This window comes from Rheinheimera hassiensis (assembly GCF_022436675.1).
GTDB lineage: Bacteria > Pseudomonadota > Gammaproteobacteria > Enterobacterales > Alteromonadaceae > Alishewanella > Alishewanella hassiensis.
Window position 1 is genome coordinate 84,173 of sequence record NZ_JAKUJZ010000008.1, and the last position, 17,846, is coordinate 102,018.

Sequence of the window (17,846 nt, forward strand, 5' to 3'; positions counted from 1 at the left end):
CATGTTACATATAGTGCTGTTTGAACCCGAAATTCCGCCGAACACCGGCAATATTATCCGTCTTTGTGCCAATACCGGTTATCAGTTACATCTGATCGAGCCGCTAGGCTTTGAGTGGGACGACAAGCGGGTAAAACGTGCCGGGCTCGATTACCATGAGTTTGCCGATGTAAAACACTACGCCAGCTTCAGCGACTTTATTGCTAAACTGCAACCAGCCCGCTTATATGCCTGCACGACCAAAGGCCATACCCGCCACAGCGATGCCGCCTTTGCCCCGGGCGATGCTCTGGTATTTGGCCCGGAAAGCCGTGGCCTGCCATTAGAGGTGTTGCAACAAATGCCAACAGAAAACTGGCTGCGTATTCCAATGACAGCCAACAGCCGCTCAATGAATTTATCCAATGCCGTAGCTGTTTTTGTTTATGAATCATGGCGCCAGCTGGGCTACGCCGGAGCCAGGCAATAACAACCCGTAATAGCATTTGCATATAGTAAAAGACTCCGGCTATATTTAGAGTTGTTTTTATCGATAACAAGGATGTCGATACTATGCCGCTGTCTGGTTGGCTGCTCTTGTCTGCTGTGTTACCGCTGCCAGCAGCTGTTGCTTTGAGTGGAGATACTCACGCTATGCTACTGGCACTAACCGTATTACTGCTGTTGATTATTGTACTTAGCCTGTACAACCGCAAACTGATGCACAACAATAAAGCCGCTGATTCTGAACAGCAGATACTGAAAAACTTGCTTGATCAGTCGGCTGAATTCATTGCGGTTCTGGACAGCAATTTAGAGCCCACTTACCTGAACCCGGCTTTTTCATCCGTTATTCCAGTCCAGCAATATCCACTAGCGGTTTTTAAAGACGAAGAAGGCGATGTTTTGCTGCTTAACGAGATTGCCAGGCAACCACATTGGCAAGGTGAGGCCTGGCTGCAGCTTACACAGAATGAAAGACGCATGCCGATAGCATTAACAATGACCCACCATCAGAATAGTGGTAGTTACTTGCTAACCGGGCGTGATATCAGCAGCTGTAAGCGAAAGCAAACCGAACAAGACGCTGATTATATTTACGATACTGACACCGGCCTTTTTACGCCATTACTGCTTAATCAATTTATTCAGACCGCGATACACAGCACCACATCCAGACAACCCCAATTTGCTATCTTCCTGATCAAGTACAATCAGGTATTAAGTTATATGGTCGCTGCCCCCCAAGGCAAAGTGCCTGATGTGATTCGCAGCCTCAGCGCACAGTTAAAACAATACAGCAGCAAAGGTGCAGTAGTTGCCAGATACAATACCGATACACTGGCCATACTGGTCCCCGCACACCTATGCTCTACCCAAATTGAAGTGAACCTGAACCGGCTGGCACAAAAAATGTTGCTGGCTGCCGATCAGGCTGCACAAGAATTTAAGCAATCAGCTTTACAAAGCTATATTGGCATCAGCATTTATCCTTTGGACGGTGCAACCCCGGCAATGCTGCTAAGTAGTGCTTCAACAGCCGTCTGCAACGCCGCCAGGCTGGGGCGCAGTAATATGCAGTTTGCCAATAGCCGGTATCAGCTTAAAGCGCCGGAATATCTCACGCTGGAAGCAGAGTTACTAAAAGCACAGGATAATGACGAATTCGATGTTTATTATCAACCGCGGCTCAGCATTGGCAGCAACCGTGTTGTCGGTTATGAGGCTTTGCTGCGCTGGCACAATCCGAAACGCGGCATACTGGCGCCCCAGTATTTTCTTAATATCGCGGATGATACCGGTCAGGTGGTTGCCTTGGATAAACTGGTTTTCCGTAAGTGCTGCCAGCAACTGAAGCACTGGCAACAAACCGGTATCAGCCGTGGCCGTATCTCCTTGAATATCTCAACCCTGAGCTTTCGCCAGCAAGATTTTGTCAGCACGCTACAGCAACAACTGGAAGAGTCGCAGTTAACAGCAGAGCTGTTTGAACTGGAGCTGCATGAAGATATTTTCCTACAACCCGACAGCACCATAAACACCACGTTACAGCAGCTTATTACACTGGGCTTTCATTTAACGCTGGATAATTTTGGCCAGGGCGTGTCGTCATTGTCTGTGTTGCGCGAGTACCCACTGCACAGTCTGAAAATAGCGCAGAGCTATATCCGGGATATGGAACACAATGAGCAACAGCGTAATATAACGGCCAGCCTGATCCGACTGGCGTCTTATTTACAAATAGATGTGATAGCAACCGGTATTGAAAATGAAATGCAGGCGTACCTGTTGCATGTGATGGGTTGTGATATTTTACAGGGCCACTTATTCAGTAAAGCACTGCCAGCAAGCGAAGTGCCCGCTTTGCTGGCAAGAGAAAACCGGCTACTACGTAAAGAAGTTAGCTAGTAAAACGTGGTTAACTTAAGTAGTTAACTGCGTCACTCACTCTAAGTAACTTCGTCGCGTTTTTCCCGGCCCAGTAAATCCAGTGCGGCCAGTTTGGCATCTTTGCCCTGATACAACACCTGATAGATCTGCTCAGTAATCGGCATTTCCACACCGACACGCTGCGCCAGATTAAACACCTCTTTGGCGTTGCGGTACCCTTCAACCACCTGGCCGATGGCCTGTACAGCCTCCTCAACGCCTTTGCCCTGCCCCAGCAGTAAACCAAAGCGCCGGTTGCGTGACTGGTTGTCGGTACAGGTAAGCACTAAATCGCCCAACCCGGCCATACCCATAAAGGTGTCTTTTTTGGCGCCAAGCGCACAGCCTAAGCGGCACATCTCGGTAATACCACGGGTAATTAATGCCGTGCGGGCGTTAGCACCAAAGCCAATACCATCGGCCATACCGGCACCAATGGCAATCACATTCTTTACTGCGCCACCTAACTGAACACCGATAAAATCGGGGTTAGTATACACTCTGAAGCTTTTTGCACAGTGCAGTAAGTCTGATAACTCGCGGATAAACTCAGGATCGGTTGATGACAACGAGATAGCCGTGGGCAAGCCCATGGCCATTTCTTTGGCAAAAGTTGGGCCCGAGAATACCGCCAGCGATACCTGTTCGCCCAGAATATCCCGTGCCACATCCTGCAACAGCCGGCCAGTGTCGGGCTCCAGGCCTTTGGTGGCCCAGGCCACACGGCCATTAACCTGCAAATGCGGTTTAATCAGCTGTAATGTGTCAGCAAAGGCATGGCTTGGTACCACAATCAGAATGTCGCGGCTGCTGGCAACAACATCAGCTAAGTTTGAGCTTACTTGCAATGTATCGGGCAGGCGGATGTCAGGCAGGTATTTCTGGTTAACTCTGTGCTCAGCCATTTGGGCCATTTCCGGCACATTACGGCCCCACAAACTAATGGTGTTACCGTTACGCGCCAGACAAATAGCCAAAGCAGTGCCATAAGACCCTGCTCCGATCACAGCAATTGCTGAAGGCTGCATTATTTAAGCGTCTGCCTTCACGCCTTGCATATCCGCCTGGCGTTTTTGCAAATATTGCGCAAACAGCGCATCGAAATTCACCGGAGCCAGGTTCAGCTGCGGGAAAGTACCACGGTTCACCAGATTAGATACGGCTTCACGGGCATAAGGGAATAACGTATTTGGGCAGAACGACGCTAACATATGCGCCATTTGTGAGTCTTCCAGCTGGCCGATAGAGAAAATACCCGCTTGCTGAACTTCACACAAAAACGCCACTTCGCCTTCTACTTTGGTGGTTACTGTCAGAGATAACACCACCTGATACACGTTGTCTTCCAGCTTTTCGCTACGGGTATCCAGATCCAGTTGCACTTCTGGTTTCCATTCTTTACGGAAAATAGCAGGTGCGTTAGGTGCTTCAAACGAAATGTCTTTTACGAAAATACGCTGGATAGAAAATTGTAAACCCTGCTCAGTGGCAACGCCGTTTACTTGTTGTTCGGCCATGATAATTCCTATTTTTTTATTTATGACTGTAATAAAGGATCGAGCTTGCCTGCCGCATCAAGCGCCAGCATGTCATCACATCCACCAATATGCTGCTCGCCGATAAAAATCTGTGGCACTGTTGTGCGCCCGGCAGCGCGTTCGATCATCTGGGGGCGCAGCTCGGGTTGCTCATCAATACGAATTTCCTGATAGGCCACACCTTTATTGTCCAGCACCGACTTAGCGCGAACACAATAAGGACAATAGGCCTTAGTGTAAATAGTGACTTGCGACATCAATTACCTCTTCGATTTGACGACCGGCAAACTGGCACCTGTCCAGCTTCCCATACCGCCCTGTAATATAGATACAGTAGTAAAGCCCTGCTTAACTAAACTGGAAGCTGCTTTTGATGCGGTCATTCCAGCCTGACATACCACAATAATGGGCACGTCTTTTTGCTTTTCAAGCCCGGCCAGCTGTTGTTTTTCAATATCGGCCAGTGGTAAGTGCTTAGCGCCGGTAATATGGCCTTTGGCAAAATCGGCTTCAGTGCGGATATCCAGCACCACCGCATTGTTGCGATTTACCTGCAATGTCAGCTCTGTGGGTGATATCTGCTTTATCGCAGAAAAACGCGACTTGATCAGGCTGGTGATTAACATAATAAATAACACCACCCAAACTGCACTTAAGATCGGATGATTAGTAACAAACTCTATATACTGCTGCATACTCATTCTGCTTATCGGAAAATAAACCAGCGCAGAGTATACTCAGTTTGCCAGCCCTGAGCCAGCGCACTGCCGATACAGGGCTGGAGAATTGCGCAAAATTCGGTAAGATAGCCATTCCCTTTATCCGCATGTCTTAGCTAAACAACGGAGCACACATGACCAGTCGCAAAAAACCTTTGGTATTATTAATTCTCGATGGCTGGGGTCACCGTGAAGAAACCAGCAACAATGCGATTGCCCAGGCCAACACTCCGGTAATGGACCAGTTATGGCGCGATTACCCGCATACGCTGATTTCAGGCTCAGGACTGGATGTCGGCCTGCCTGACGGCCAGATGGGTAACTCAGAGGTCGGCCACGTTAATCTGGGCTCTGGCCGCGTGGTATATCAGGATTTTACCCGTATTACTAAAGCCATCAGCGATGGTGACTTTTTCACCAACCCGGTACTGACAACGGCAGTAAACACTGCCGCCAAGCAACAAAAAGCAGTACATATTATGGGGTTGCTGTCACCAGGCGGCGTACACAGCCATGAAGACCATCTGTTGGCCATGATTAAACTGGCTGAACAACAAGGTGCAGGCCCGGTTTATTTGCATGCCTTTCTTGATGGCCGCGACACCCCGCCACGCAGTGCTCTGGCCTCGCTGGAAAAAATCCAGGCACATTTTGCCAGCAGCGGCAGTGGCCAGATCGCCTCTGTAATTGGCCGCTACTTTGCCATGGACCGCGACAAACGCTGGGACCGGGTGCAAAAAGCCTATGATCTGCTCACTCAGGGCAAAGCCGCTTTTCAGGCGGCAGATGCTGTCACCGCGTTACAGCAAGCTTACCAGCGTGATGAAAATGACGAATTTGTCAAAGCCACCGCTATAGTAGGTAAAGATGGTAAACCGGTAAAAATGCAGGACGGCGACGCACTGATTTTTATGAACTTCCGCGCTGATCGGGCACGCCAGTTTAGCCGCGCTTTTATCAATGATGATTTTGATGGCTTTAAGCGCGAATACCGCCCGGCTCTGAGTAGTTTTGTTATGCTGACAGAATATGCCGCCGACATTAAAGCGCCTTGTGCCTATCCACCAGAAAGCCTGAATAATGTACTGGGTGAGTGGCTGGCAAAACATAATAAAACCCAGTTACGCATCTCAGAAACTGAAAAATACGCCCATGTTACCTTTTTCTTCAGTGGTGGCCGTGAAGAGCTGTTCAGCGGCGAGCAACGTATTCTGATTGACTCACCCAAAGTAGCCACTTACGACCTGCAACCAGAAATGAGCTCAGCTGAGCTGACAGATAAACTGGTAGCCGCGATTCATAGCAGCGAATTTGACGTTATTATCTGTAACTACCCCAATGGCGATATGGTTGGCCACACTGGCATTATGTCTGCAGCGATTAAAGCCGTTGAAGCTGTCGACGCCTGTATCGGCCGTGTTGTTGCCGCGTTGCAGGAAGTGGGTGGTGAATGTCTGATCACTGCAGACCACGGCAATGCAGAACAAATGCTGGACACTGAATCTGGTCAGGCTCATACCGCTCACACCAGCGGGCCGGTACCGCTAATTTATGTTGGACGCCAGGCAACAGTCGTTGAGGGCGGTATTCTGAGTGATATCGCTCCTACAATGTTGCATTTAATGTCGATGCCAGTGCCTGCCGAGATGACAGGTAAAGTACTGATGCAGCTAAAATAGATGCTTCTACTCTGTGTAAAACGCTTCATACAGCAGTCTTGTTGGCTGCTGTGCTTTTGCTTGCCCGCCACTGTAGTTGCCCAACAGCAGGAGCAAGAGCTGGCAGAAGTTAAACAGCAAATACAGCAAACAGAAAAAGAAGTTAAACAGCAGCAAAAGCAGCTGGAGCAAGCTGAAAAAAAGCTGCAACAGTCGGATAAAGCACTAGCAGAAGCGTCAACCGAAGTACGCGAAACCGAGCAACAACGCCAGCAACTTATTGCGCGCGAGCAACAGTTGCTTAAGCAAAAAACAGAGCTGGAGCAAAGTCTGCAACAGCAGCAAAAGCTGCTGGCATCACAGTTAAAAAGTGCTTATAGCCTGGGGCAACACGACTACAGCCGCATGCTGCTAAACCAGCAGGACTCAGGCAAGCTGGAGCGTGTGCTCAGTTACTACCAGTACTTTAACCGGGCCCGTATGCAACAACTGGCCGAACTTAACAACACCATTAGCCAACTACAACAGGTTCTGTCTGAGCTGAGCGAAAAACAGCAACAACTGGCACAAACTCTGACAGTACTGCAGCAGCAGCAACAGCAACTGCTTGGCGCTAAAACCGAGCAACAACAAGCCGTTGGCCGGTTACAGGCCATGTTAAAGCAACAAGGCCGGCAGTTGGATTACCTGCGCCAGAACGAAGCCAGCCTGCAAAGCAAACTGGAAGAGCTGCGCCGGCTGGCACAGCAAGCCCGTGAACTGGCAGGGTTAACAAAAAATAAAGGCAAGCTGACCTGGCCACTGCAAGGCAGTTTGTTGCAACGCTTTGGCGAAAGCCGTCAGGGCGGTATATCATCGCGTGGTATTCTGATCCAAAGTACAGAAGGTCAAGCCGTTAAAGCCGTTGCTGATGGTCAGGTCATTTATGCTGACTGGCTTAAAGGTTATGGCTGGGTCATCGTGCTGGACCATGGCGCTGGTTTTATGAGCCTGTATGGCCATAATCAAAACTTACTGAAAAAACCAGGCACCCGTATCAGTGCAGGTGAAACCATTGCCCTGGCAGGCACCAGCGGTGGCCAGTCCTCTGCCGGGCTGTATTTTGAGATCCGCAATAAAGGTGAGGCGGTTAACCCGCTACAATGGCTCAGCAGGAATTAGCGGTTGAAAAATAGGAATAACAATAACGTGCGTTTGTTAACTTACCTGCTGCTTAGCCTGCTTAGCATAAAGCTGTATGCTGTAGAGCCTAATGCAAAAATCGCCATTATCATTGACGATATTGGTTATCAAAAATCTGATTTAAAACTTATTGATTTACCGTTCTTGTTAACGTATGCCGTGTTGCCACACACACCTTATGGCGCCCAAGCTGCCAGGCAGGCTTTTGCGCAACAAAAAGATGTGATGTTGCATATGCCAATGGAAGCCAGCAACGGCAAGGCACTTGGCCCGGGAGCCCTGACCAGTGACATGTCGAAGCAGCAAATTCAGCACACCTTGCAACAAGCGTTAGCGGATATCCCTTACGCTATTGGCGTTAATAATCATATGGGTAGCTTTTACACCGCGCAGGAACAACCAATGGCCTGGATGATGGAGTATTTAAGCCGCCGCCAGCTGTTTTTTGTCGACAGCCTTACCACGCCTGACAGCACAGCAGCTAAATATGCCAGCCATTATGGTGTAACAAATTTAAGCCGGCATGTGTTTCTCGATAACATACAGACAGAAGCCGCTATCACGGTACAGTTTGAGCAGTTGCTTGCCATTGCCCGCAAGCGCCACAGCGCCATTGCTATTGGCCATCCTTACCCGGAAACGTACCGTTTTTTACGTAAAAACCTGCCGGCGTTGCGCCAGCAAGGCATAGAGCTGGTTAGTATTTCGGCATTGCTGCCAGTTAGCCACAATGTCGTTGCTGCTGGTTTTACTGCTCCGGCTATTTCAGCGGCACAGTAAACTTGCAGGAATAAAAAAACCGCCAACTGGCGGTTTTTTTTATTCAGCTCAGGCTTAGCTCATGGCTGCCTGCAGCTTTTTCATTGCATTCTTTTCTAACTGGCGTACACGCTCCGCAGACACACTGTATCTGTCGGCCAGTTCCTGCAGCGTCAGCTTATTGTGGTCAAGCCAGCGGGCACGGATAATATCCTGACTACGATCATCAAGGGTGCGCATTGCGGCCTGTAAACGGTCTACCGCAGCGTTATCCCACTGATCTTCTTCTACCCGCAGAGCCAGATCAGAGGCTTTATCCTGCAAATAATACGCCGGTGCAGTATAGGCTGCTTCGTCGTCATCATCCGGCGCGTCAAATGGCATATCATAGTTGCTCATGCGCGACTCCATCTCGCGCACTTCATGCTCGGCTACACCCAGCGACTCAGCTACGTTTTTCACTTCTTCCTGGTTAAACCAGCCTAAATGCTTCTTGGCTTTACGCAAATTAAAGAACAGTTTGCGCTGGGCTTTAGTGGTAGCAATTTTTACGATGCGCCAGTTTTTCAGCACATACTCATGAATTTCAGCTTTTATCCAGTGCACGGCGAAAGAAACTAAACGCACACCCACATTCGGGTCGAAACGTTTTACTGCCTTCATCAGGCCGATATTACCTTCCTGAATTAAATCGCTTACCGGTAAACCATAACCAGAGTAGCTGCGGGCGATATGCACTACAAAACGCAGGTGCGACATAATTAACTGGCGCGCAGCTTCTAAATCACCATTCTGGTGTAAACGTTCAGCCAGATTGCGCTCTTCTTCTGCGCTAAGCATGGCAATGGAACTGACAGCATGAGTGTAAGCTTCCAGGCTGCTGCTGGCTGCTACCGGTAATGACATCATTTCTGCTGTATCGCTCATTTGTGTGTCCTGTCCTAACTAAGTGAATCGATATTAGCACTCTTTGACAGAGAGTGCTAATTTTAGTTGCGGCAGTTTTTAGATCTGCTTATTCTAAAAACTGCGGTGTAATAATTAAACGCTATTAAGGGCCGGTGGGTTCAATGGCACTGATATGCCGGCGTACTGAAAGGTAAGAGCCAGTAAGCCCCAGCAATACCGCCAGTAACATTAAGCTGAAAAACTCCGTTACGCTAAACGCCATCAGGCGAAACTCGCTATCGTATAAAGAGGTGACGCTGCCAATAGCGCCCTGCAGCCACCACAGCATAGCTTCTACAATCAAAAACGCCAGCAGGCCGCCGAATACACCAAACCATACACCACTGTATAAGAACGGCCGCTGAATAAACGCATCGGTTGCCCCAACCAGCTTCATAACTTCAATTTCGTCTTTCTTACTCATAATGGATAGCCGGATGGTATTGCCAATAATCAGCAATACAGCACCAAGCAGCAAAACTGCGATAACCAGCACGGCCTGGCGCAACAGGCTGACAATAGCGTCAAGCCGGGTAAGCCAGTCGATATCCAGCTTTCCAAACTCGACAATACGTTCCTTTGACAAGCGTTCGAGTAACTGACGGGCACTGCCGGCACTGGTATTTTTCGGCAAAACCAGCAGCACATCCGGTAACGGGTTGTCCGTCAGGTAAGTTAGTGCTGAGCCAAAACCGGAGACGTCGGCAAATTCGTCCAGCGCCTGCTGCTTGCTAATATGGGTAACGCGGGCAATGTCATTGTCGGCCTGCAGAATTTTCAGCAAACTGTTAATTTGCCTGTCGTCAGTGCCGTCTTTAATAAATAAACTGATCTCGGCAGCCTGAGTAAAGCTGTCACTCACCTGCTGCACATTTTTTACCAACAGATGCAAGGTTGCGGGCAGTGTCAGGCTAACACCCAGCACTCCAATAGTCAGAATAGAAGCAGAAGGCGTACGCCATAACTCGCCCAGGCTAAATAGTGCCTGGCGGACATGGTTAACCCAAAACATCACAAAGCGGCGGCCAAGACTAATTTTATGTGCCGAAGCACCGCTACTGGCGCGGCCGGAAAACAGAATACTCATAGCGGGTCTTCCTGATATTGCAGCAGGCCGTCGTTAATCATTTTGCCTTGTTTTAACGTCAGGGTACGGTATTTCATCCGCGCAACCAGGCCAAGGTCGTGCGTGGCAACCAGCACCGATACCCCTACCTGATTAAAGGCTTCAAACACCCGCATAATGTCTTTGGATAAATCCGGGTCAAGGTTACCGGTAGGTTCATCAGCCAGCAGCAAAGGCGGTTTATTAACCACAGCACGGGCAATACCTACCCGCTGTTGTTCACCACCAGATAAGGTTTGCGGCAGGCAACGTACTTTATCCAGCAGGCCCACTTTATCCAGCGCAGCGTGCACACGCTTTACCATATCTTTACCGCTAAAGCCTTCTATCACCAGCGGCAGTGCGACGTTGTCAAATACGGTGTGATTCATCAGCAGACGGTGGTTTTGAAAGATAATACCTATATCGCGGCGTACATAAGGAATATGTGGCCGGCGAATACGGCTTAAATCCACTTCATTAATCAACACCCGGCCAACACTGGGGCGTTCAATCAGGCTGATCAGCTTTAACAGCGTACTTTTACCGGCACCAGAGTGGCCGGTAAGAAATGCCATCTCACCTTTTTCCAGTTTAAAACTGACACGATCCAGCGCAACAAAACCACCCGGATAGCTTTTACTGACCTGATCAAACTCCAGCATAGTTAAGCGTCCCGGTTAAATAGCGCGCGAATAAAATCCTGGCTGTTAAACACGCGTAAATCATCTATACCTTCACCAACGCCGATATAACGCAGTGGCATTTTAAATTGATCAGCAATGGCAAAAATTACGCCGCCCTTGGCGGTCCCATCAAGCTTGGTTAAGCTGATCCCGGTTAACTGCACCGCTTCATTAAACACTTTGGCCTGGCTAAGCGCATTCTGGCCCGTGCCGGCATCGAGTGTCAGCATCACTTCATGTGGTGCTGTCGGGTCAATTTTTTGCAGCACACGAACAATTTTTTTCAGCTCTTCCATCAGGTGAGCTTTGTTTTGCAAACGCCCGGCCGTGTCAGCAATTAACACATCAACTTTACGCGCATTGGCTGCCTGATAGGCATCAAAAATAACTGAGGCACTGTCTGCACCGGTGTGCTGAGCAATAACCGGGATTTGGTTGCGCTCGCCCCATACCTGCAGTTGCTCTACCGCCGCAGCGCGAAAGGTATCGCCTGCCGCCAGCATCACCGACTTGCCCTGCTGCTTAAATTGCTGAGCCATTTTACCGATAGTAGTGGTTTTACCCACACCGTTAACACCTACCATCAAAATAACAAAAGGCCCACCCGCATTTACCGGTAACAATGGCTGTTCAACATCTTTTAGCAGCGCTGCCATATCCTGCTGCAATTTTTCAAACAATAGCGAAGAGTCTTTAAGAGATTTACGATCGGCATGCTGCTCCAGCTGCCGGATCAGCTTCTGCGTGGTATCAACACCCACATCGGCCAGCAGCAACTGAGTTTCCAGCTCTTCATACAGCTCGTCATCTATTTTCCGGCCGCTGAATAAACCCGCCAGACCAGAGCCCAAATTCAGGCTGGTTTTAGCTAAGCCCTGCTTTAAACGGGAGAAAAAACCGGTTTTTTTTGCCGGTTCAGTAACAGCAACGGGTTCGGCAGCGGCTACCGGTTCATCGGCAGTTTCAGTTGTAGTCTCAATAGCCTCAACAGGTGCAATATCCGCTGGTTCAGCATCAGTTACAGTGGTGTCTGGCACAGCAGTTTCAGTCTGGCTATCGTCTTTGCCAAAGCCAAGCCAGGAAAACAGTTTATTTTTTTTGCTCATAAGCCCAAGTGTATGCAGATAAAAACTAAGGTAAACTTGGCCGTTATACTAACACCTTTGTGTTAAAGGCAAAACGGATTAGATGAAACAAGCAAAAAGCACAACAAAACGCCCTTCTACCGGTGCAAAACGCGTTGCTGCGGCAGCGGGTGCACCTGGAGAAGTACGGGTAATAAGTGGTAAATGGCGCGGCCGCAAACTGGCCGTGCTAAATGCAGAAGGCCTGCGGCCAACCACTGACAGAGTAAAAGAAACGCTGTTTAACTGGCTGATGCACGACATTAGCGGGGCAACGGTGCTGGATTGTTTTGCCGGTAGCGGCAGCCTGGCGATAGAGGCATTATCACGTTATGCCGCTCATGCCACCTTAGTGGAACGCGATGCAGGCCTGGCGCGGCATCTGAAACAAAACCTGCAAAAGCTAAGCTGCGACAACGCCCAGGTGGTAAGTCAGGATTGCTTAAGCCTGTTATCCACCATGGCAACACAGCAATACAATGTGGTATTTATCGATCCGCCTTTTCGCAAAGGTTTAGCACTGCCCTGCTGTCAGGCGCTGGAGCAGCAGCAATGGTTAGCCGATAATGCACTGGTATATCTGGAAACGGAAAAAGAACTTACCACAACAGAAATACCGGCAAACTGGCGCTTACTAAAAGAGAAAATAGCCGGCCAGCTGGCTTACCGGCTATATCAGCGCGGTTAATACCGCGCCTGAGGGTTAATCTGTATTGCTCAGATCCATACCCAGGTTAGTCAGGCCTTGCTCTTTTACCCAGTTTTGCAGCATTTGCCGCTCTTCACGGCCAAATTGCTTAACTGGCGTCACAAGCTCAATTAGCTCCGCCAGACAGTCCATTTCGTATTGCATCAGCGGGTGTTCGCGAACGATTTTTTTCAGCTCTGCTTCGGTCGTAATATCATCATCAATACTGTCATGCTCAATTAACCGCGCTACGGTTGCCTGAGAAATTTTAGCGACATTGATAAATTCACCGGCATCTTGCTGGGCAATACCGCTTAGCATCATATCCAAAGCCGTGGCGCAATCTACTGCCGGATAGACGCCAAAAATATCAAAGTCACTTAATTCCGGCGTTATTGCGTCCAGCTCTTCAGATAACTTTTCAAAATTAATTTTGGCTTTCTTTACCGTTAACCACTCCCATACCAGCGTCAAAATATGGCGTGGCAGTTCGGCATCACCGGTTTGGGTTACTTCAGCAAACAGCTGGTAGTTCGGTAACATACGTTCAAGCAAGGTGGCAGCGACAGCGGCTTGCTGGTAAAAGTTCAGCTCACGCATCGCCTGAAAATTATTGGCTTTTTGTTTCATCTTTGTCCTGAAGACATGACCAGCAAATATCAAAACTCTGATAGTTAAGTTCACCACAGCTACATTGCCACTGTGCTGGTTCATGCTGTAATTGTTGTAAATACTGGTTGATTATACGCTGTGCAGAGGGAAATTGCTGCTGTGGCACCCAAAGCTGGATGCCAACGTCATTTAATGGCAGCTCACCCGCTGCGCCGGCAAGATATTCACCGCTCACTCTGACTAACACCGCACCGTGCTGCAATAAGCCTTGCACCAGGCCCGCCTCAAAACTGTTGGCCGCCTGATATAACCGCAGCCATTGCTGCACGTCATTGGGGTGCAACAACTCCACTGTCAGCCCGTCACTTTAAGTTGCTTTTGCGCGTATTCAAATTTCAGTTTGAACTCCATCATGCGCTCTTCCATTGCCTGCACCTGCAGCTGATGCGTTTCTTGCTGATGTTGTAACTCGGTGCGAAGTGTGCGGATTAATTCCCGGCTACTGTCAGCTTCCTGCTGCTGTTTTTGTTCTGCCGCATACTGGCGGTTTTGTGCGTGCTCAAGCTGGGCTTCTATTTTTTGCTGTCTGCCTTGGCTAAGCTGATATTGCTCTGTCAGGTTAACGTAATCGGCCTGCAAACGGGTCAGTTCAGAGCCTAAGCTGCTGCTTTCGTCAGTAGCGCTGGTCAGTTGCTGCTGCAAATCTGTCCGCTGCTGTTCTGACTCGTTTAGTTGCTGCTGCCATTGCTGCTGTTGCTCAGCCTGAGCCAAAAGCTGCTGTTGCAGTTGCTGAATTTTTTGCTGCTGTAATTCATGGGTTCTTTTACGGTCCTGCACTTCTTGCTGCAGTTTGGCAATAGCTTGTAGTTTATCCTGCTGCGCGCCTTCCATCGCAGCAATACGCTGATGCTCTGCCGTTAACGCTGCAGCTTGCGTGTTCAGGTTTTGCTGCAGTTCTGTCAGTTGTAACTCATACTTAGCTTGCAGTGCATCAAGTTGCTGCTGATGTTTTTGCTGTTGTTCATTGGCTATTTTCAGCTCGGCCTTACCCTGCTGCACTACCAGCTTTAACTCATGAGCAGCCGCTTTGGCTTGCTCGGTGTCAGCCTCTGCTGATGCCAGTTGCTGCTGCAGCTGGCTCAGCTGAAATTCGGCCTGCTGCAGCTTTTTCTCAGCCTCACTATTGCCGTTATCGGCGCGCTGTAATTGCACAACCTGCTGTTGTAATTGCTCGTACTGTTTAATTTGTGCAGTGTAATTTTGCTGTATTGCCGACAACTGAGTGCTGGTTTTCTCCAGTTCACCGGTAACGTCATCGTGTTGCTGGCGCAACTTGGCCAGTTCCTGATGATCGGCACTGGCAACCGGCACCGCCATATCAAGTTGCTGTTTGGTGTGTTGCCAGTCTTTAAAGAGCTTCTGGTAGGCTTGTTCTTGTTCAAACAATCGCTGCTGCCACTGTTGCTGGCTATCGGCCAGTACATCGCTGGCAAATTGCTCCAGTTGTTGCTGCTGAACATTAAGAAGTTGGCTGGAAAAATCAACCAGACTGGCTTCCAACTGTTGCTGGGCAGCCTGGGTTAAATCGGCAATAATTTGCTGCTCGTTTTTATTGTTGTTTTCCTTCACTGCATTCATTATCAGCTCTCGCTTTACTTCGGTAGCCATTGCCTGAGTTTTGCAAGCGCCACGACGTCAACAGTTAAGCACACCATAGCCAGAAAATCAGCATAAAAAGGCTATAACATACTATGCCGGACTTTAGTGTAATATGACTTATCATTGATAGCTAACGCTATTGATAGTTTTAACATTTTCGCGGTTTAATTTTTATAACAGGAGCCTGCATATGATGGATTTAACCACCCCCGCCCTACTGTTTCCCGCCATCTCTTTGCTGTTTTTGGCTTATACCAACCGCTTTTTGGTGCTGGCGCAATTGATCCGGGAGCTGAACCAGCGCGAAGGCGACAATGTACGCCAAATGGCCAGGCGCCAGATTGACAACTTACGCCGCCGTATAGTGTTAATAAAAGTAATGCAGGCTTTTGGTGTACTTAGCTTTGTACTGTGCACCGCGGCTATGTTCTGCCTGTTTATGTTGTGGCAAACGGCAGGCCAGCTGTTGTTTGTTGTCAGCCTGATTAGCTTATTAATTAGTCTGCTCTATTCTTTATATGAGATCCAAATATCCTGTGATGCCATAAATATAGAACTGGAATCACTGCAAAACCGCTAATGGACACCGATGATGACAACCAGCACCGGATGGCAGCATGAGTAATGAAGAGTTTCTGTTTCAGGATGAAAGCCCAGGCCCGGATAAAGAGCCAGACATCAACACCAGTCCGCCGTGGCGGGTGCTGATAGTTGATGATGATGAAAGCATTCACCAAATCACCACTTTGGTACTGAACAATTTTGAATTTGAACAGCGGCCTTTGCAGTTACTGCATGCCTACAGCGCACGCGAAGCTTTAAGCATCGTGTCGCAGCAGCCGGACATTGCTCTGGCCATCATTGACGTTGTTATGGAAACACAGCATGCCGGCCTTGAATTAGTTAAAACTATTCGCCAGCAGTTACAAAACCGCAGTATGCGGCTGATTTTACGTACCGGCCAGCCGGGAGAGGCGCCCGAAGAGCACGTTATCCGCGATTACGACATTAACGATTACAAAAACAAAACTGAAGTAACCGCGATAAAACTAAAAACCATGTTGTACGCCGCGCTACGTTCATACCGGGATTTATGCATTATTGATCACCACAAAACCGGGCTGGAAAAAATAATTGGTTGCACTACCAGTTTTTTACAGTGCAGCAGTTTAAAAGAGTTTGCCTCATTAATTCTGGGGCAGGTTGCTTATTTACTCGGTCTTGAGCGGGAGCAAATATACTGTTGCGCTGCAATTCATAACGCCGGGCAGCCAGTACCCAGGTTAGATATTATTGCCAGCAGCAACCCTGCCAGCGGCAATAAGCTACCTGACGACGTTGCCAGCAAAATTCGACAGGTGCAGCAAAATAAAGAGTCTTACTATGCCGAAGATTGCTTTATTGGTTACTTCACCACGCACAAAGGCAACGAAAACTTCCTCTTTGTTAGCAAAGGCAGTAAGTTAGAGCAGAGTGATCATCATCTACTCAGTTATTTCTCGCACAGCATCGCCATAGCTTATGAAAATATCCAACTGCGCGAGCTGATGCGGGAAAGCCAGCGCGAGCTGTCATATATTTTGGGTGAAGCGGTAGAAAAACGTTCGAAAGAAACCGGCAGCCATGTAAAACGGGTGGCTAATTACAGTTATCTGCTGGCGGTTAAATGTGGCCTGCCTGAATATGAGGCGGAGAAAATTAAACTGGCCTCGCCACTGCACGATGTCGGTAAAATCGCGATACCGGATTATATTTTAAATAAACCCGCTAAACATGATGCCAGTGAATGGGCTATTATGCAGCAACACGCCGAACTCGGTTACCAGATTTTACAACATTCCACTAACGAGATACTGCAGATGGGTGCCACTATCGCTTATCAGCATCATGAGAAGTGGAATGGTAAAGGTTACCCGCAAGGACTGAGTGGCCACAATATTCATATTGCCGGGCGTATAACCGCTCTGGCAGATGTTTTTGACGCTTTAGGCAGCGACCGGTGTTATAAAAAAGCCTGGCCATTGCCGGAAATTATCGAACTTATCCGCCATGAACGTGGTCAACACTTTGACCCGGTATTAGCGGATATCTTGTTAAACAATCTGGATGCTTTCCTCGCAATACGCGATGCGTACCCAGATTAAGCATAGGAAGAAGTGTATGCTACGCAAAAATATTAAACAGATGGTTATTACCTGTGCCGCACTGGCAGCGCTGGTTATCACCGGTTGTGCTACCGGGCCAAAAGTACGCTCTGACGCGGCGGCGAACACCAACTTCGCGGACTATAAAACCTTTGCTTTTATGCCCGAGCCGGCAACCGATAAAGCAGGTTATGCCACTTTGGTAACTCAGCACTTTAAAGATGCTATCAGCGCACAAATGACGGCTTTAGGTTATCAGTACAGTGAAGCCAATGCTGACTTGCTAGTAAATTTTAACTCTAATGTGGAAACCCGCACCGATGTGCGCTCTATGCCATCAGCAACCTTTAACTACGGCTACTACAATTACCGCCGTGGTTTCTATGCCGGCTTCCCGCTTTACACCAATGATGTAGATACCATTCGCTATAAATACGGCACAGTAAATATTGATGTGATTGACGCAGAGAAAAAACAGCTGATTTGGGAAGGTATTTCTGAGGGCACACTGAAAAAATCGGATCTGGAAAAGCCTAAGCAGGCAATTTCAGAAGTTGTAGGCCTGATTTTCCAGCAATACCCTACCCGCCAGGTTACGCCGCAGTCTTAACTGCG

General features: G+C 48.7%; 20 protein-coding genes. 9 read left to right on the forward strand and 11 right to left on the reverse strand.

Translation table 11 applies throughout. The features are described from left to right. Position 1: 1 nt before the first annotated feature. Complete coding sequence (gene trmL / locus MJX74_RS17530) at positions 2–469, forward strand: tRNA (uridine(34)/cytosine(34)/5-carboxymethylaminomethyluridine(34)-2'-O)-methyltransferase TrmL (protein WP_240224319.1); 468 nt, start codon at positions 2–4, stop codon at positions 467–469. 143 nt (positions 470–612) lie between these two features. Then, a complete protein-coding gene (locus MJX74_RS17535; RefSeq protein WP_240224320.1) occupies positions 613–2,388 on the forward strand; it encodes a putative bifunctional diguanylate cyclase/phosphodiesterase in 1,776 nt (591 codons plus the stop codon). Between the two features lie 41 nt (positions 2,389–2,429). Here MJX74_RS17535 and gpsA read toward each other — a convergent pair whose 3' ends face one another. From gpsA to MJX74_RS17555, 4 genes are read right to left on the reverse strand one after another with little or no spacing between them, the layout of a single operon-like run. Further along, positions 2,430–3,437, reverse strand: coding sequence for an NAD(P)H-dependent glycerol-3-phosphate dehydrogenase (gene gpsA, locus MJX74_RS17540; protein WP_240224321.1), 1,008 nt, complete (start codon positions 3,435–3,437; stop codon positions 2,430–2,432). A gap of 3 nt (positions 3,438–3,440) precedes the next feature. After that, a complete protein-coding gene (gene secB / locus MJX74_RS17545; protein ID WP_240224322.1) occupies positions 3,441–3,926 on the reverse strand; it encodes a protein-export chaperone SecB in 486 nt (161 codons plus the stop codon). 20 nt (positions 3,927–3,946) lie between these two features. Next, positions 3,947–4,204 (reverse strand): glutaredoxin 3, encoded by a 258-nt coding sequence (gene grxC / locus MJX74_RS17550; RefSeq protein WP_240224323.1) that lies wholly within the window; start codon positions 4,202–4,204, stop codon positions 3,947–3,949. A 3-nt stretch (positions 4,205–4,207) separates the two neighbouring features. Beyond that, the gene (locus MJX74_RS17555; RefSeq protein WP_240224324.1) at positions 4,208–4,642 is read right to left on the reverse strand and encodes a rhodanese-like domain-containing protein; all 435 of its coding nucleotides are present in this window, start codon (positions 4,640–4,642) and stop codon (positions 4,208–4,210) included. A gap of 158 nt (positions 4,643–4,800) precedes the next feature. On the opposite strand from MJX74_RS17555, the gene gpmM reads away from it, so the two are divergent. Genes gpmM through MJX74_RS17570 form a run of 3 tightly spaced genes read left to right on the forward strand, consistent with a single transcriptional unit; the run spans position 4,801 to position 8,286 of the window. Continuing rightward, positions 4,801–6,345 carry a 2,3-bisphosphoglycerate-independent phosphoglycerate mutase gene (gene gpmM, locus MJX74_RS17560; RefSeq protein ID WP_240224325.1) on the forward strand — a complete coding sequence of 515 codons (1,545 nt, stop codon included), beginning with the start codon at positions 4,801–4,803 and terminating at the stop codon, positions 6,343–6,345. 60 nt (positions 6,346–6,405) lie between these two features. Continuing rightward, positions 6,406–7,485, forward strand: a complete 1,080-nt coding sequence (locus MJX74_RS17565; protein WP_240224326.1) for a murein hydrolase activator EnvC family protein — start codon at positions 6,406–6,408, stop codon at positions 7,483–7,485. Between the two features lie 3 nt (positions 7,486–7,488). After that, complete coding sequence (locus tag MJX74_RS17570; RefSeq protein ID WP_240224327.1) at positions 7,489–8,286, forward strand: divergent polysaccharide deacetylase family protein; 798 nt, start codon at positions 7,489–7,491, stop codon at positions 8,284–8,286. A gap of 54 nt (positions 8,287–8,340) precedes the next feature. On the opposite strand, the gene rpoH is transcribed toward MJX74_RS17570, so the two are convergent. The 4 genes from rpoH to ftsY form a co-directional block, all read right to left on the reverse strand. Further along, entirely contained in the window at positions 8,341–9,192 is an 852-nt protein-coding gene (rpoH, locus tag MJX74_RS17575; RefSeq protein ID WP_068233039.1) for an RNA polymerase sigma factor RpoH, read from the reverse strand. A 124-nt stretch (positions 9,193–9,316) separates the two neighbouring features. Further along, on the reverse strand, positions 9,317–10,300 hold the full coding sequence (gene ftsX / locus MJX74_RS17580; protein ID WP_240224328.1) for a permease-like cell division protein FtsX: 984 nt from the start codon (positions 10,298–10,300) through the stop codon (positions 9,317–9,319). Further along, a complete protein-coding gene (gene ftsE / locus MJX74_RS17585; protein WP_068233045.1) occupies positions 10,297–10,983 on the reverse strand; it encodes a cell division ATP-binding protein FtsE in 687 nt (228 codons plus the stop codon). The genes ftsX and ftsE overlap by 4 nt, the downstream gene beginning before the upstream one ends. Positions 10,984–10,985: 2 nt before the next feature. Beyond that, a complete protein-coding gene (ftsY, locus tag MJX74_RS17590; RefSeq protein ID WP_240224329.1) occupies positions 10,986–12,110 on the reverse strand; it encodes a signal recognition particle-docking protein FtsY in 1,125 nt (374 codons plus the stop codon). 82 nt (positions 12,111–12,192) lie between these two features. Between ftsY and rsmD the strand changes: the two genes are divergently transcribed. Then, a complete protein-coding gene (rsmD, locus tag MJX74_RS17595) occupies positions 12,193–12,816 on the forward strand; it encodes a 16S rRNA (guanine(966)-N(2))-methyltransferase RsmD (protein ID WP_240224330.1) in 624 nt (207 codons plus the stop codon). A gap of 15 nt (positions 12,817–12,831) precedes the next feature. Here the strand turns inward: rsmD and MJX74_RS17600 are convergent, their stop codons facing one another. From MJX74_RS17600 to MJX74_RS17610, 3 genes are read right to left on the reverse strand one after another with little or no spacing between them, the layout of a single operon-like run. Continuing rightward, positions 12,832–13,446 carry a YjaG family protein gene (locus tag MJX74_RS17600; RefSeq protein WP_068233055.1) on the reverse strand — a complete coding sequence of 205 codons (615 nt, stop codon included), beginning with the start codon at positions 13,444–13,446 and terminating at the stop codon, positions 12,832–12,834. After that, positions 13,427–13,780 carry a putative signal transducing protein gene (locus MJX74_RS17605; protein WP_240224331.1) on the reverse strand — a complete coding sequence of 118 codons (354 nt, stop codon included), beginning with the start codon at positions 13,778–13,780 and terminating at the stop codon, positions 13,427–13,429. Before MJX74_RS17605 ends, MJX74_RS17600 begins: the two co-directional genes overlap by 20 nt. A 2-nt stretch (positions 13,781–13,782) precedes the next feature. Next, a complete protein-coding gene (locus MJX74_RS17610; protein WP_240224332.1) occupies positions 13,783–15,066 on the reverse strand; it encodes a coiled-coil domain-containing protein in 1,284 nt (427 codons plus the stop codon). Positions 15,067–15,277: 211 nt separating this feature from the next. Here MJX74_RS17610 and MJX74_RS17615 point away from each other — a divergent pair, with 211 nt between their 5' ends. From MJX74_RS17615 to MJX74_RS17625, 3 genes are read left to right on the forward strand one after another with little or no spacing between them, the layout of a single operon-like run. Then, positions 15,278–15,667 (forward strand): DUF2721 domain-containing protein, encoded by a 390-nt coding sequence (locus tag MJX74_RS17615; protein WP_231732036.1) that lies wholly within the window; start codon positions 15,278–15,280, stop codon positions 15,665–15,667. 37 nt (positions 15,668–15,704) lie between these two features. Beyond that, positions 15,705–17,231 (forward strand): response regulator, encoded by a 1,527-nt coding sequence (locus MJX74_RS17620; RefSeq protein WP_240224333.1) that lies wholly within the window; start codon positions 15,705–15,707, stop codon positions 17,229–17,231. Positions 17,232–17,247: 16 nt separating this feature from the next. Further along, entirely contained in the window at positions 17,248–17,841 is a 594-nt protein-coding gene (locus tag MJX74_RS17625) for a DUF4136 domain-containing protein (RefSeq protein ID WP_240224334.1), read from the forward strand. Positions 17,842–17,846: the final 5 nt, after the last annotated feature.